The organism is Spirosoma daeguense (assembly GCF_054776875.1).
Map to the genome: position 1 here is coordinate 957,467 of NZ_BAAHBF010000001.1, position 15,848 is coordinate 973,314.

A 15,848-nucleotide genomic window follows, 5' to 3' on the forward strand; every position below is an offset into this window, starting at 1 on the left:
ATATACTTAGTTGGTTTAGTTTATTGAATGTTTTGGGGAACGTTAGTTCCGTTGCTGGCCACCTCCAGGAGCACTACCGCCACTTTGCTGACCATCACTTTTTACGTCATCGTTATTAACCGACTTGGCTTTCTTGCGAGGAGCGTCCATGGTCATTTTACCGATTTTCAATGTAAAGGTCAGACGAACACCCCGGTTGTAAAGGTAAACATCATTTACCTGACTAAACAATGGCGAGTTTAAGACGGTGTGTATATTGAATCGGTTACTCAGGAAGTTTTCAGCAGCTAAACCAAGGCTGGCTTTTTTGTTGTTAAACTCTTTCTTCACACCCACCGTGTAGAAGCCGAAACCGCCCTGCGTTCCCTGTAGCTGAACCTGATTTCCTTGCAGGAAGCCAAATGCCTGAGCACCCCAGCCATTCTTGAAGGTAGCGTTGATGAACGAGCCACCGCTGATGTTCATACCGTCGTTGGTCATTTCAATCGACTTTTTGTCGAGTCCCATTGCTTGCCCTGTCAGCGACGTATAGAACGCATTCAGAAAGATACCGATGTTAATTTTCGATGTTGCTGCTACGTTAGCAAACAGGTTTGTACCGTAAGCCTGTTGACGACCAATGTTCTGATACGTAGTGACAACAGCACCAGCAATGGTATCGGATGGCTGACTTACCTGCGTAATGGCGTTGTTGGTTAAGCGGCCAAAGAACGTAGCGTTAATAAACGTTTTACCGATGGTTTTACTCACACCCAACTCCATGTTATTGGTTAACTCAGGACGCAGGTTCGGGTTTCCCTGCTGAATAGCTTGTGGGTTAGCCGCGTTGAAGTTCGGGTTTAGTTGTTGCAGACCCGGCCGTTGAATCCGGCGATTGTAGCCTAATTTCAACGTAGTACCTTTAATTGTTTTCGATGCGTTGATACTTGGCACCAGCACCCCGTAATCACCAACTCCCAGATTACCGCCTTCGCGTGTGCTGGCATCAATGAAGGTATGCTCATAACGCAGACCACCTTTCAACGTGTAGCGATTTTTGGTCGTGTACGTATATGACGAATACGCAGCAGCAATGTTCTGGTGGTACGTCAGTTCGCCCAAGTTATTGGCTTCGGTTGTCAGCGGGCCCGATGCTCCGCCAAACAGGTATTTGTAATTACTAGTCACTTCCCGGAAGATTCCCTTACCACCAAACTCAAGCATCTGATTCTTTTTGATTGGCGTCTGATAATCCGTCTGAAGCGTAAATTCTTCGTTCACATTGCTGTTCAGGTTCTGCTGGCGGCCTGTCAATGCACCTGTTCCGTTAAACAGATTGGCATCGAAATTATTGGTCAGGTCGTTGCGGCTATAGAGCGTCGAAATACTCCATTCCTGCTGTGGTTTGAACGTATGCAGATAATCGACGTTCACATCGACCGTACCCGACAGGTTTTTGGCGTCAACGTTCCGGTTCGAAGTTGACCCAAGCACACCGTTGGAGAACAATTGCGTTACTAAATCCTGCTTGTTGGCAAAATTCCGCACACCATAACGTACACCTGCCGTTAAGCTCTGGTTTTTGGCCAGATCATAGTCGAAACCAAGATTATACTGGCCAAATAAGCCCTCGCTACGTCCGTCACCACTCTGGCGCGTCAATGTTGTTACGTCGCCAACGCGGCTGGTCTGATCCAGATTTGTCTTTGTGATGGTGTTGTAGATACCCCGACCAAAGCCACCGAGAGTAAAACCCGCCTTACCTTTGCGATAGTTACCATTTAGCGATAACTGTGCTCCCCGGTTACCGACCCCTGAATCAATATTGAGGTTTAGCCCCTGCAAGCTGTTCTTTTTGGTGATAATGTTGATAATACCACCCGAACCTTCTGCATCGTATTTCGCCGAAGGGCTGGTAATGACCTCTACCGTTTTAATCTGATCGGCCGGAATTTGCTTCAACGCATCCGATACGCTGCTGGCTACAATCGTAGATGGTTTGTTGTTAATCAAAACCCGAATATTCTGGCTACCACGTAACGATACGTTACCATCTAAATCGACCGTAAGCAGCGGCACTTTCCGTAATACGTCAGCAGCATCGCCCCCTTTGGCCGTTATGTCTTTTTCGGCGTTATAGACCAGACGGTCCACTTTTTCTTCAATCAAAGCAGCCTGTCCTACCACCGTTACTTCTTCCAGCGTTTTGGTGTTCGACGAAACTTTAATCGTGCCCAAATCGAGTGTCTGGCCGTTGGTTAGCGTTAGATTGCTGATCGTTTTATTGCGAAAACCGACAAAACTCACCAATACGTCGTAGTTACCGGCAACTAGTTTTGTCAACGCAAATTTTCCTTTTTCGTCGGCAACGGTACCGTCGATGGTTTTGTTGGTGGCTCTATTATAGAGCGCAACACTGGCAAACTCAATAGCCTTTGACTGTGTTGAATCGACAACAGATCCGATAATCTTAGCATTTCCTTTCGGGCTCTGGTCTCCGGCAGTGCCGGGCAGTGCTTTTTGTTGGGGCGCCCCCCCCATACCCGGAAACTGTGCCCAGGCTGACGTTAATGATGAAGCGAAGAGTAAAAAAGTAGCGGTTAAGTAGACGTGCGTTTTCATAGCATATTTCTGATGCTACAAAGTTGCCACCGATTTCTAAGGTCAGAAACTGAAAGTGGACGAAGTTGGGATTCGACGGGATGGATGACGGTTTATCGCTGATGAATGAAAACGATGGAATAACTTTTCAATTAATGTACACCTTTCAGCAAAAAGGTTGACATCTATTCCGATAAAACAAAATCGGTTAAAAAAAATGGCACGGATATGGCTAAGCCGAGTTAACAATCAGTGAATAAAACAGGTTTAAAAGCGTCATATAGCGCTACGTATCTGAGCTACCGGAACACGAATCCACTGATTAATAGCGTTATTTGCATAAGCATTCCCGATTTTAACGGCACAACCATGTTTCGCTTTAAGACTCCCATTCAGATACACATCCTCAAACTCAGTTTCTTATTGGCCGGTTTGTGCTTGTTTATGAGTGCCTGCGTACCCGATTTTTTATTATCGAATCCCGACTGGGTTGTTATCGAAGCAGGCGAACATGAACCCAACCCGAAACGTAAAGTAGGTATCATCATTGCCCCTACAGAAATTACGGCGACCGTTACGTTCGACAGTACCTGTATTTATGATATTGGGAAAGCCGACGCCGACGATTGGAACAAAGTGATTGGATTGGGATTTGTTGGCTCGAAAGATCAGGATATCACAACAGGCGTACCTCCGCACCAGGTCGATGGCGCGCGGGTCGGCTGGCGCTGGAACCCACAACGCGGACGTATCGATTTGGGCGCGTATGTGTACGTTGGCGGTGTGCGCACCGACTTTAAAGTAGCCGAAACGTCAATTAATACGCCCACCAAACTGACCATCAAAATCGACTACGACCGTAAAGTTTATCAGGTGCTAGGTGGCAAAACCATTCCATTTACGCATAACAAATCATTTGCCTACAGCACGGGCCTATATTTCGGTGGTAACCAGCCTGCTCCGCACAAGATTCAGGTGAAGATTGTAGATTAAACCATCTGAATTCAGCCATACTTATTCGCTACGTAGCGAATGTCAATTTTATAGAGCAGACGTCAAAAGAAAGAGTAATACTTCAGTCATTATCTCTTTCTTTTGACGTCTTTCTGTTTGCACGATGACCGTTTCTCCGTTCGATATTATCCTATTATTAGGCACAACGCAGGGATTTATTCTTGCTACGTTGCTCTGGACAAATCAGAAGCGAAATCGGCTGTCGAATCGACTTTTAGCTACGCTTATTTTTCTGCTCAGCCTGATGAGCCTGGCCGTAGGCATTCCGATTAGCAATCGTTGGGTTAGCCTTGCCGTCGAATTATTGCCGCTCATTGTCGCCATGCCGATTGGGCCACTCCTCTACTTCTATTCCAAATCAATGCTCGATATGTCGTTTCAGCTTGGCAAACATGAACGATGGCATTTCTATCCGGTTGTGCTGGATTTAGGAGCCCCACTAATCGGCTGGGTGTTTATTAGTGGTTTACTGCTGGGCATTATCGAACAGAAAAACGGGCCAAGTTGGGGACATGTGATGGACGAGTATAATACGTATGTCGATATTCCGCGCTGGGCTTCCGTAACGATTTATCTTTTTCTGACGAAGCGACTGCTTAAGCAGCACAACGTAGCAGTTTCTGCCATTCAGCCTTCGCAAGTACGTTGGCTTCGGCAATGCGTCAATGCCTTTCTGATTTTTCAAGTCATCTGGTTTATTCACCTGGTTCCGTATATTATTCCATCCTCACGTAACGCTTTACTCGACCAGTTTGGGTGGTGTCCTATTTATGTTCCCATAACCATACTTATTTATTGGATGGGGCTAAAAGGTTATTTACAAACCCGCACCACGAACGTAGCAATCCAAACTACCAAACCAGTTGGAACCGAAATTTCCGAAGAAACCGTAAAGCAGGTTACTGATACGTTACAACAGGCTATGACCAAAGACCGGATTTTCCTCGACCCCGAACTGACGGTTGAAAAACTGGGACAACATACCCAACTAACGCCCAAACTTATCTCGGCGGTTCTGAACCAGCACCTGCATAAGAATTTCAACAGTTTTATCAATGAATATCGGATCGACGAAGTAAAACGTCGGCTTATTGATCCTATGCATGAGCGCCTGACACTCACAGGAATTGCCTTCGATTGCGGTTTTAATTCACAGGCTACATTTCAACGGACGTTTAAACAACTAACGGGCCTATCGCCGAAAGAATATGTGAGCCAGCATACAAAAAATAGTACTCAAATCCAGATTTGAGCAGATTGCTACGTTGTTTCCAGGCTGATTTGTGCCAAAAACAACACGCTATGAAATCATTCTTGTGGGCGCTCGCTACGTTGCATCTCCCCTCTTTGTTTATATCCGTTTCGGCGCAATCGACTGCCGAAAAATTGGATGAGTATTTACAGGCTGTTGCCAGACAGAATCGATTAAACGGAACAGTACTTATTGCCGAAAAGGGAAAAATTCTGATTCAGAAAGGCTACGGCTGGCGAAATGAATCGGCGAAAATTGCGAACGATACGTCGAGTATTTATCAGTTAGGGTCCATCACCAAAACGTTTACCGGAGCGGCCATTCTGCAACTACAGGCCGAAGGAAAACTGTCGGTTAACGATAAGTTGAGTAACTATTTTCCCGATTACCCAAATGCCGACCAGATTACAATTAACGACCTATTTGCCCATACGTCGGGAATTTACGATTTCAAGAATTTCCTCTACCAGAAAGACGGCCCCGACAAACTGGACGTAACGCGTCCGATAGCGAAAGAACGGATGGTTTCGCTTTTCAGTAATAAGCCCACAACCGGAAAACCCGGAGCAAAAATGCAGTATACCAACTCTGGTTATTATCTGCTTGGGCTAATTATTGAGAAATTGACCGGAAAACCGTTTGAAACTGTGATTCGGGAGCGGTTTCTGACACCACTACGTATGACGCAAACCGGCTTCGATTTTATCAACCTGAAACGTACTGAAAAAACTGTTGGCTATACATATTATAAAGATTCGGTTCTGGTGGCTGAGTCGCCAATCGATTCGACGGTTGGGTATGCGGCTGGTGGTATGTACAGCACCGTTTGTGATTTATATCGGTGGGCGCAGGCCATTCAGGCGAGTCGGTTTCTGAGTACAGCCGACTGACAACGTGCGTTTACGCCCATTGGCAAAACAACCTGGAGCTATGGCTGGGGAATCAATACGTTCAAAGGCAATAAAACACTGGCCATTCAGAACGGGAATCTGCCGGGTTACGCTACGTTCTTTATGCTGGCACCTAAAGAAGACGTTATTTTTGTAGTGCTGGCAAACATAGATGATGCATCGGACCTGACAACTCTTGACCCGATTGTTCGGGATCTGGCGTTTATTACGTTCGGCGAACCGTATCAAATTCCGAAGAATCGCAAAACGATTACACTTAACGAAAAACTGCTACGTCAATACGTCGGCAATTATCAGCTTGAGCCTAAGCGAATTCTGTCTATTACGTTCGAGAAGGGGAAATTATTCTTACAGGTTACGGGACAGGGAAAATTTGAAATTTTCCCAGAAACTGAAACCGACTTTTTCCTGAAAGCCGTTGACGCACAACTTACTTTTCATAAAACCGAAACTGGAAACGTATCACAAGTGGTGGTGCATCAGAATGGCGATTTCGTGGCAAAGCGGATGTAATTTCTCAACTCCCTTTTTAGAGATTCTTATGAAGCAATTATTCTGGGCTGTTGCTATTATATTGATTCAACTAGCGGCTGTTCCGCTTCAAGCACAATCGGTAAAAACTACGGCCGAAAAGTTAGACGAATATCTTCTGTCCGCGCAACGGGCTTATCGTTTCAACGGCGTTGCGCTGGTGGCTCAACGGGGTCAGATTTTGCACCACAAAGCGTACGGCCTCCGGCATGTCGAATCGGAAGCGCCCAATGATACCATCACCCGCTTTCCGATTCTATCGATTACCAAGTCGTTTACGGCGGCACTGATTCTGAAATTGCAGGAACAGGGAAAACTTTCGGTAGACGATAAATTGAGTAAATACGTGCCCGACATTCCGAACGGCGATAAGATTACGCTTCATCACCTACTGACTCATACGTCCGGTCTGTTCAATTTTACCGACATCATTGGCGAAGAAGACTCGGCGATTGTTTGTCACCCAGTATCTAAGCAATTATTACTGGATTTACTAAAAAGCAGGCCCGTTGAGTTTTCGCCCGGTAAGCAATTCGGATATAACAATTCGGGGTATTGCTTGCTGGGGATGGTTATTGAGAAGATAGAAGGCAAGCCGTATGAACAGGTTATGCGCGAACTGGTTTTTCAGCCGCTCGGCATGAATCAGTCAGGCTTCGATTTTATCAATCTTCCGAAGCCGATCAGGGCGTTTGGTTACGATACGCTCACCACCAACTATTATTCACCCTACCCGCATTTTGATTCGACCGTAGTCTATTCGGCGGGGGCCATGTACAGCACAACCAGCGATATGCTCAAGTGGGGGAAGGCTGTAGCAACTCAACAGCTTCTCTCGGCTAGTTCATGGAAACAGGCATTTAAACCTCGAATGAATAACTATGGATATGGCTGGGAAATAGGCCACTACATCAACAAATCATATATTCGACACAGCGGGGGATATCCGGGTTTTATGGCCGAGTTTGTCCATTTTCCTGATGAGGACGTAACGATTATTTTGCTCAACAATTTTGGTAATTACGGCGATTCGGTATTCCCGACCGTGATGGGTTTGTCGAGCATCGTATTCGGAAAACCATATGATCTTTGGCCTGCCCGTCAGCCGGTAACGCTCGATGAGACAACTCTCAAACAATACGTTGGGCACTACGTACTGAACCGCCAGTTTGCCATCGATATTGACCTCAGAAACGGTCAGTTATACGCCTTGGGACGTAACAAAGTTCAAGTTCCGGAACTGGCCATGTATGCCAGCAGTCAGGACAAATTTTTTGTCTGGGTTTACAACAACCGGGTTACGTTCAAACGAGATGCTTCGGGCCGGGTAATTGGTCTTACAATTCGTGAACATGGCGAGGATACGGACTGGAAAAAGACCGACTAAAACACTCATCGATGGTCGGTGTTACATATAGCATCACTATTGACGCATGGCCAACTATCAGCCCCTCCACGACTGGAACGTAACACCCGCCGAAGCCGTCGCGCTCCAGCAAACGTTACGTTCGCAAATACGTATCGAACCGCTCGCGAACCCGCCCAGAACCATTGCCGGTTGCGATATTTCGTTCAATAAATTTGAGGAAACGGTTTACGCCGGTATTGTTGTGCTGGATCTGGAAACGCTCGAAACCATCGAGGAATCGGGCGTTGTCAGTACCGCTACGTTCCCCTACATTCCGGGTCTATTGTCGTTTCGTGAAATTCCTTCCTTGTTACAGGCATGGCAGCAATTGAAAACCGAACCCGACGTAGTGATGTTCGATGGCCACGGCACAGCGCACCCACGCCGGATTGGCATTGCCTCACACGCTGGCCTGTTTCTCAATCGCCCAACATTCGGTTGCGGCAAATCAGTATTAGTCGGCAAATACGACGAGCCTGCTCCCGAACGAGGTTCATGGACACCGATGCGTCACTACGGTGATGTGATTGGTGCAGCACTACGTACCAAAAATAAAGTAAATCCTGTTTACGTGTCGCCCGGCCATCTCATTGATCTGGCAACCACTATTGACCTGACGCTACGTTGTCATGGAAACTACCGAATTCCAGAACCCACACGTCGGGCGCATAATCTGGTGAACGCGCTACGTCGGGAAAGTAGTTTGTAGTTTTTATTTATTTATAGTTACAAAAACATTCACTAGTAATCAATAAACATCATTTAATATACCAAAAATGTAAGAATTAAATTATTATATATCGTTAAAGAACGTTTTAAAGAATAAATTACACAATTAGTATAAGGAAGTTAAAAGATTGCGGCTAATGAGTTGCTTTTCAGTAGATTTGTAAACGCTCAAATTACACTTCTATGCTTCTACGACTACCCGCAGCTAAGCTGTTATGGCTTCTATGTGTCCCGTTTTTTCTCTCTCTCACTGGCAAAGCACAGAATCCGTTAGTAACGGAGGATTTTAATGCAACAACGCTGCCTTATGCGCTGGCTACCAGTCCGAGCTCATGGTCAGCACACAGTGCCGCAGGAATGAGCGGTTTATCGGTAACGGCCTCAAACCTAACGTTTCCAGGTCTTGTAACTACCGGAGGAGCTGTGGTTGTATCAGGCGGCAGCGGGTCACGTGAAGATGCCAACCGCCCAATTAGTGCAACGATCAACAGTGAAAGCGTGTATGCTTCTATGCTGATCAATGTCAGTACGGCCAGTGCTACGGAAGATTATTTCTTTCACTTCATGAACCCTACGTCAGGTACGGATTTTAGCGGTCGGCTCGTCATAAAGGCAAGTGGCGGTGGTTTTCAGATTGGCGTAAACCGGGCGGGCAGTACGACTAGTTATGCAACCCCCACTGTATTAAGCTATAACACGACCTATTTTGTCGTTATCAAGTACACCTTTGTTAGTGGTACAACCAACGACATTATTTCGCTCTACGTAAGTCCAACATTAGGTGGTAGCGAGCCCCCAACCACCAGCGCGACCTATTCGGCAACAACAGGCGCAGATGCCAGTTCCATTGCCCGGATTGGCCTTCGTCAGGGCAGCAATGCCTATTCGGTAACGGCTGATTTCATTCGTGTTGGCACAACCTGGGAAAGCGTGACCAGTAGCTCATACACACTCGCGGCAAATCCAGGAGCCTTAAACGGTTTCTCTACCATTCAGGGCACCGCTTCCGCATCTCAGAGTTATACATTAACAGGAGGAAATCTCACCGACCCCGTTTCTGTTTCGGCGACAACAGATATTGAGCTGAGCGCCGATGGTACTACGTTCAGCACAACGCCTTTAGTATTTACACCAACGTCAGGCTCTTTATCGCAGGAAGTCTACGCCCGAATCGCCAACACAGCGCCTTTGGGCGCTTTTAACGGAACCATTACCAATACAGCATCCAGCACATTGTCGGCTTCTGTGGCCGTCAGTGGGCAGGTTACCGATCCAGCCATTCCTGTCGTGTCAATTACGGCTACTGATGCTACGGGCGCTGAAGAGAATTCTGATCCTATTGTTTTTACAGTTAGCCGCACCGGTGACGTAACGAATCCGCTTAACGTAACGTACACCGTCGGCGGAACGGCTACAAATGGAGTAGATTACACACCAACACTCACGGGAACCATAACGATACCTGCCAGTCAGTCTTCGGTAGATATAACCCTAACTCCAGTTGACGATGCGCTGGTTGAAGCCACCGAGACAGTAAGCCTTACATTAACTGGTGGCGTCGCCTATAATCTGGGTACGGCCACCGCAACCGCTACCATTACCGATAACGACGTAGCACCACCTACCCGCATTCACACAATTCAGGGTAATGGGCATATTTCGCCATTGGTCGGAACAACGGTAAACAATGTACCGGGCATTGTAACCGCGATACGTAACAATGGTTTCTGGATTCAGGACCCCAATCCAGATGGCGACGATAATACGTCGGAAGGAATTTTCGTATTTACCAGTTCAGTCCCAAGCCGCACGGTTGGCGAAGCAATAACCGTAAATGGCATTGTACAGGAATTCCGGGGCGCTGTGCAGAATCTCAGCATCACCCAGATTACCAGCCCTACCGTTACGGTCATTTCAACCAATAATGCGTTGCCCGAACCCATCGTCATGACAGCACAGGCTGGCGCAGGTCGACGGATGCCAACGAATGTAATTAGCAATGACTTTCCGGTCAGTGGCGATGTAGAGCTTTCGGTATTCGACCCGGCAGAGGATGGTCTGGATTTCTTTGAAACGCTCGAAGGCATGCGGGTTCAAATCAACAATCCGGTTACAACCAGTTTCCGCAACAATTTTGGTGAAATATATGTGATTGCGGACAAAGGAGCAGGAGCTACCGGGCTGAACTCCCGAGGTACGCTTACCATCAGTGGAGCCAATACGACTGATATTAACAGCGCCATCACCAACAGCGATTTTAACCCGGAACGTATCCAGATCGACGACGTAATTTATGGTAATGGCAATACACCTAATGAGAACATCGGTACGTTGCTCAATACCATTGTCGGCGTTGTGAACTACGACTTCCAGAGCTACGAAATTTTACCGACTATAGCTCCTACTGTTTCGGCAGCAAACGTTCCGCTCACCAAAGAAACAACCAGCCTACTACCAACTACCAACCAGTTAACCGTTGCTTCGTTTAACGTTGAAAATCTGGCGGGTAACGAACCTCAGGCAAAATATGATGGTCTGGCTGCGGGGATAAAAAATAGCTTAGGCTCTCCCGATATTCTGGCCCTCGAAGAAATTCAGGACAATAACGGAGCAACCAATGATGGTACCGTTGATGCATCAACAACGTTAAACCGGCTGATTGCAGCCATTACAGCTGTGGGTGGCCCAACCTATGAGTACCGTCAGATTAACCCTGTCAACGGGCAGGATGGCGGTCAGGCAGGAGGTAACATCCGGGTCGGTATTCTGTTCAATCCGGCACGGGTACAGTTTGTAGATCGGCCCGGTGGTGGCCCAGCCATCAATACTACAGTAAGTGACGTAGGCGGTCAGCCCCGCATTTCGTCCAGCCCCGGCCGACTATTAGACCCTAACCCTAGTGAAGTCGATAGCTATCCTGGCGATGACTTTACCGCCACACGTAAACCACTTGTTGGTGAGCTTATATTCAATGGGCAGCCTATTTACCTGATTGTTAACCACTTTTCTTCGCGCGGAGGAAGTGGCGCATTATCGCAGCGATTCCAGCCACCTGTGCAAGAAGAACAGGCTCGGCGGGAGGAGCAGGCCAAAGTGGTAAATGATTTTGTGGATCAGTTATTGGCTGTTAATCCAAACACGAATATCGTTTTAGCGGGCGATTTCAATGAGTTCCAGTTTTTACCGGCACTTCAATACCTGAAAGGTAATGCCAACGGCGGCACAGCCGTTCTGACAAATCTTATTGAGACGCTACCGGCCGAGGAACGCTATACGTATACGTTTGATGGTAACGCTCAAGCACTTGACTACATTCTGGCCAGCAATTATATGAATAGCAAACTCGATGCGTATGATGCAGTACACCTTAACGCCGAGTTTCTGGATCAATTGAGTGACCACGACCCAAGCGTTGCCCGTTTTAATTTTCCAGCAGTTGCTGCACCCCTAGCGCTGACACTGACGGCAAACCCAACAACTATACTAACCACAGGCACCACAACGCTGTCGGCAACAGTATCGGGCGGAACAACACCCTATAGTTATACCTTCGCCGGGCCGGGTGCGATTACACCAAGCGGAAATACGGCTACAGTATCGGGTTTGGCAGCGGGTATACAGACGTTCACTGTAACGGTGAGTGACGTAACAACCCCGACGACTCAGACAATTTCGGCTACGGTAAGCGTTACAGTAGATCAGGCGAATACGGCTCCGACGGTAGCTAATGTAATCGGTTCGCAAAGTGCTACGCAGGGAGTCGCTTACAGCTTCTCTATTCCAGCTAATACGTTCACCGATACCGAAACACCTTCGAGCTTAATGCTAAGTGTGAGTGGACTGCCTGCTGGTCTGAGCTTTACCGCCCCTTCAACCATCAGCGGTACACCTTCCACAACCGTTGGCTCTCCATTTTCGATAACGGTTGTAGCGACTGATCCGGGTAGTTTGTCAGTTTCTACTACGTTCCAACTCACAATTGCTCCACCACCGAATACGGCTCCAACCGTAGCGCAACCGATCGGTCCGCAAAGTGCTACGTTTGGAGTAGTATATAGCTTTGTTATACCAGCAGGAACCTTTACAGACACAGAGACGCCATCGGGTTTAACACTTAATGTAAGCGGCTTACCTGCTGGTCTGAGCTTCACGGCTCCAGCAACCATTAGCGGTACGCCCTCAACTACGGTTGGTTCGCCCTTTACTGTCACGGTAGTAGCAACTGATCCGGGAAGCCTGTCAGTTTCTACTACGTTCCAGTTGACCATTTTACCTCCGCCGAATACAGCACCTACAGTCGTAAATCCTATTGGCTCGCAGACTGCTACGTTGGGAGTCGCTTATAGTTTCGCAATACCAGCGGGAACCTTTACAGATACGGAGACACCTTCGGGACTCACGTTTAGTGTGAGTGGCTTACCAGCCGGACTAAGCTTCACGGCACCAGCTACCATTTCGGGAACACCATCAACTACAGTAGGATCGCCGTTTACGGTGACGGTTGTAGCCACTGACCCCGGTAGTTTATCCGTATCGACGACGTTCCAACTTACTGTGGCACCTCCGCCAAATACGGCTCCAACGGTAGCACAACCCATTGGTTCGCAAACGGCTACAGTCGGACAAGCATACAGTTTCGCCATTCCAGCCGCTACGTTTACCGATGCGCAAACACCCGGTAACCTTGTCTTATCTGTGAGTGGCTTACCAGCCGGGCTTAACTTCACAGCTCCATCTACGATTTCGGGAACACCATCAACCACCGTTGGTTCGCCATTCACCGTTACGGTGGTCGCTACCGATCCGGGAAATTTATCGGTTTCTACTACGTTTCAGTTAACGGTACGTCCTGTGCCTAATACGTCACCCGTTGTAATAGGCTCGATTGGCAATCGGACAGCCCCGGTTAATCAGGCTTTTGCTATGACTATTCCGGCTGGAGTTTTCAACGATGCAGAAACGCCGAACGGCCTTACACTAAATGTGATTGGGTTACCAACCGGGCTAAGCTTTACGGCACCATCAACCATCAGTGGAACGCCTTCTACAACGGTTGGCTCGCCGTTCACAATTACTGTAACAGCGACTGATCCGGGTGGGTTGTCCGCATCTACTACGTTCCAGATTACGGTGAATAACACTACGTCCTGCGTGAATATGGTGACGGTGAAAGCAGGTAACTGGAACGACGTAACAGTGTGGTCGTGCGGTCGCTTACCAGTGAACACAGACATAGTGACGGTCAATCATGTGGTAACATTACCAGTAGGTTACACAGGTAATGCGCAACGAGTAAACCTAAGCACAACAGGTCGGATAATTCATCTAGCCAACAGCCGCCTGAAGTTGGTTGTGAATTAATTATCTAGCAATGGAGTCGTCTCGAATTTGGAGCTGACGACACAAGTGATAACCTCCTGTTTTGTGGTTTGGTGATCATAGAACAGGAGGTTTCTCATTTATACGGCGAGAACCCAAACGATATCTAACAACTACTCTTACAGTTAGTTTGCCCCTAAACGATAAAGCGGTGCTGAGAAAAATCTCAGCACCGCTTTATCGTTTAGGGTTGTCATTACTCACATAGGAGATTCTTGCTCAGGTTATAAACAAGAATTCTTACAGATTACCTTTTTTCATTTCCTTCACAGCGAAATCAGCAGCACGCGCGGTTAACGCCATGTAGGTCAGCGACGGGTTAACGCAGGAAGCCGATGTCATACAGGCACCATCCGTATTAAATACGTTCTTCACTGCGTGAATCTGGTTATGCGAATTCAGGACCGACGTTTTGGGATCACGACCCATACGAGCGGTGCCCATTTCGTGAATACCGATACCCGGATTTTTGGTGGTATCGTTATAGGCCGTTACGTTTTTAAAACCAGCCGCTTCCAGCATTTCGGCAGCGTCGTTCATCATATCGACCCGCATTTTTTTCTCATTTTCGCCGTAAGCGGCATCGAATAAAATGATGGGAAGCCCCCATTTATCTTTCTGATCAGAAAGTGTCATGCGGTTGTTTGGATCAGCAATCATTTCGCCAAAACCACCCAAGCTCATTGTCCATGGACCGGGAGTGGTTAAGCTTTCTTTGAAATCAGCACCGAAACCGGCCATACCATTACCCCGGTTCCAGCCTCCACGACCAGCGCCCCCCTGATAACCAAAGCCACGCACGTAATCGCGCTTATCGCCGTTCCAGTTGCGGTAACGAGGAATATAAACCCCATTAGCCCGACGCCCGTAGTAATACTGATCTTCCATACCGTCGAATGAGCCAGAAGCCCCGGCAGCCAGATGGTGGTCCATGATATTACGGCCAAGCTGATCCGAATCGTTACCCATGCCATTCGGGAACCGGCTCGACTTCGAATTCATCAGGATAGACGTACTGGCAAAAGCCGACGCATTGAGGAAGATAAGCCGGGCGAAATACTCGCGCACTTCTTTGGTATTCTGGTCAATAACCCGAACGCCAGTAGCTTTTCCTTTTTTCTCATCATAAATCACTTCCGATACGATGGAATCAGGACGTAGCGTCAGTTTACCCGTTTTCATAGCCGCCGGCAACGTAGCAGCTTGCGTGCTGAAGTAAGCACCATATGGGCAACCACGCATACACTGGTTACGGAACTGGCAAGCCGCCCGACCCAGATCGTAGTGCAATTGTTTGGGCTGGGTCAAGTGTGCCGTACGACCAATGGTTACAAGCCTCTTCGGAAACGCTTTTTCAATACGTTTCTTCGCTTCTTTCTCCAGACAGTTGAGCTGCATGGGAGGCAAGAAGTTTCCATCAGGCAGTACGTCGATGCCATCTTTATTTCCCGAAACACCCACAAACGTTTCGGCATGGGTGTACCAGGGAGCCAGATCTTCGTAACGTATCGGCCAATCGACACCAATACCTTCTTTTCCGTTGGCCATGAAATCTTCTTTGTTCCAACGGTAGCTCTGACGACCCCACATCAGCGACCGACCACCTACGTGGTAACCGCGAATCCAGTCTACCTTACGATTTGGTTTTTCGAGGTAAGGGTTTTCTTTATCATTCTCGAAATGGTGCCGCCACTCTTCATTAGCGGTATAACCAGTACGCATATTAGCCCAATATTCTTCGGCGGCTAACGTAGTAACCCGACCACGGTGCGGGAAATCCCAGGGATTATTCGTGGCTGTTACGTATCCTTCAATGTGTTTAATATCGCGTCCGCGCTCAAGCATGAGCACTCTCAACCCTTTCTGAGTTAGCTCCTTAGCGGCCCACCCCCCGGAAATACCAGACCCAACGACAATGGCGTCGTAGGTCATATCTTTTTGTGCGTCTATATTAAGGTTCATTCTAGTAAGTAGAGTTATAGGGTTATAGAGTTGTATAGTTATAAAGTTGCAGGGCTATAGTGCTGTAGGGTTATTATTCTGA

General features: G+C 47.7%; 9 protein-coding genes. 7 read left to right on the top strand and 2 right to left on the bottom strand.

Features of this window, described 5'->3' with window-relative positions; genetic code table 11:
- Positions 1-42 precede the first annotated feature (42 nt).
- A complete protein-coding gene (locus ACYVD4_RS03685) occupies positions 43-2,601 on the bottom strand; it encodes a TonB-dependent receptor (protein WP_460942513.1) in 2,559 nt (852 codons plus the stop codon).
- A 348-nt stretch (positions 2,602-2,949) separates the two neighbouring features.
- Here ACYVD4_RS03685 and ACYVD4_RS03690 point away from each other — a divergent pair, with 348 nt between their 5' ends.
- The 7 genes from ACYVD4_RS03690 to ACYVD4_RS03720 all read left to right on the top strand — a co-directional run bounded on the left by ACYVD4_RS03690 (position 2,950) and on the right by ACYVD4_RS03720 (position 13,786).
- Positions 2,950-3,573 (top strand): hypothetical protein, encoded by a 624-nt coding sequence (locus ACYVD4_RS03690; protein ID WP_460942990.1) that lies wholly within the window; start codon positions 2,950-2,952, stop codon positions 3,571-3,573.
- Between the two features lie 124 nt (positions 3,574-3,697).
- Positions 3,698-4,846, top strand: coding sequence for a helix-turn-helix domain-containing protein (locus ACYVD4_RS03695; RefSeq protein WP_460942515.1), 1,149 nt, complete (start codon positions 3,698-3,700; stop codon positions 4,844-4,846).
- Between the two features lie 50 nt (positions 4,847-4,896).
- Positions 4,897-5,736, top strand: a complete 840-nt coding sequence (locus ACYVD4_RS03700; RefSeq protein WP_460942517.1) for a serine hydrolase domain-containing protein — start codon at positions 4,897-4,899, stop codon at positions 5,734-5,736.
- Positions 5,737-5,859: 123 nt separating this feature from the next.
- Positions 5,860-6,270 carry a DUF3471 domain-containing protein gene (locus ACYVD4_RS03705; RefSeq protein WP_460942519.1) on the top strand — a complete coding sequence of 137 codons (411 nt, stop codon included), beginning with the start codon at positions 5,860-5,862 and terminating at the stop codon, positions 6,268-6,270.
- A gap of 28 nt (positions 6,271-6,298) precedes the next feature.
- The gene (locus tag ACYVD4_RS03710; protein WP_460942521.1) at positions 6,299-7,675 is read left to right on the top strand and encodes a serine hydrolase; all 1,377 of its coding nucleotides are present in this window, start codon (positions 6,299-6,301) and stop codon (positions 7,673-7,675) included.
- 46 nt (positions 7,676-7,721) lie between these two features.
- Positions 7,722-8,405 (top strand): deoxyribonuclease V, encoded by a 684-nt coding sequence (gene nfi, locus ACYVD4_RS03715; protein WP_460942523.1) that lies wholly within the window; start codon positions 7,722-7,724, stop codon positions 8,403-8,405.
- Between the two features lie 203 nt (positions 8,406-8,608).
- On the top strand, positions 8,609-13,786 hold the full coding sequence (locus ACYVD4_RS03720; RefSeq protein ID WP_460942525.1) for a putative Ig domain-containing protein: 5,178 nt from the start codon (positions 8,609-8,611) through the stop codon (positions 13,784-13,786).
- 258 nt (positions 13,787-14,044) lie between these two features.
- On the opposite strand, the gene ACYVD4_RS03725 is transcribed toward ACYVD4_RS03720, so the two are convergent.
- The gene (locus ACYVD4_RS03725; RefSeq protein ID WP_460942527.1) at positions 14,045-15,766 is read right to left on the bottom strand and encodes a GMC oxidoreductase; all 1,722 of its coding nucleotides are present in this window, start codon (positions 15,764-15,766) and stop codon (positions 14,045-14,047) included.
- Positions 15,767-15,848: the final 82 nt, after the last annotated feature.

Coding starts and splice junctions, on each gene's coding strand:
- ACYVD4_RS03690 (WP_460942990.1), top strand. CDS start 2,950: ATGTTTCGCTTTAAGACTCCCATTCAGATACACATCCTCAAACTCAGT.
- nfi (WP_460942523.1), top strand. CDS start 7,722: ATGGCCAACTATCAGCCCCTCCACGACTGGAACGTAACACCCGCCGAA.
- ACYVD4_RS03705 (WP_460942519.1), top strand. CDS start 5,860: ATGCTGGCACCTAAAGAAGACGTTATTTTTGTAGTGCTGGCAAACATA.
- ACYVD4_RS03695 (WP_460942515.1), top strand. CDS start 3,698: ATGACCGTTTCTCCGTTCGATATTATCCTATTATTAGGCACAACGCAG.
- ACYVD4_RS03710 (WP_460942521.1), top strand. CDS start 6,299: ATGAAGCAATTATTCTGGGCTGTTGCTATTATATTGATTCAACTAGCG.
- ACYVD4_RS03720 (WP_460942525.1), top strand. CDS start 8,609: ATGCTTCTACGACTACCCGCAGCTAAGCTGTTATGGCTTCTATGTGTC.
- ACYVD4_RS03700 (WP_460942517.1), top strand. CDS start 4,897: ATGAAATCATTCTTGTGGGCGCTCGCTACGTTGCATCTCCCCTCTTTG.
- ACYVD4_RS03725 (WP_460942527.1), bottom strand. CDS start 15,766: ATGAACCTTAATATAGACGCACAAAAAGATATGACCTACGACGCCATT.
- ACYVD4_RS03685 (WP_460942513.1), bottom strand. CDS start 2,601: ATGAAAACGCACGTCTACTTAACCGCTACTTTTTTACTCTTCGCTTCA.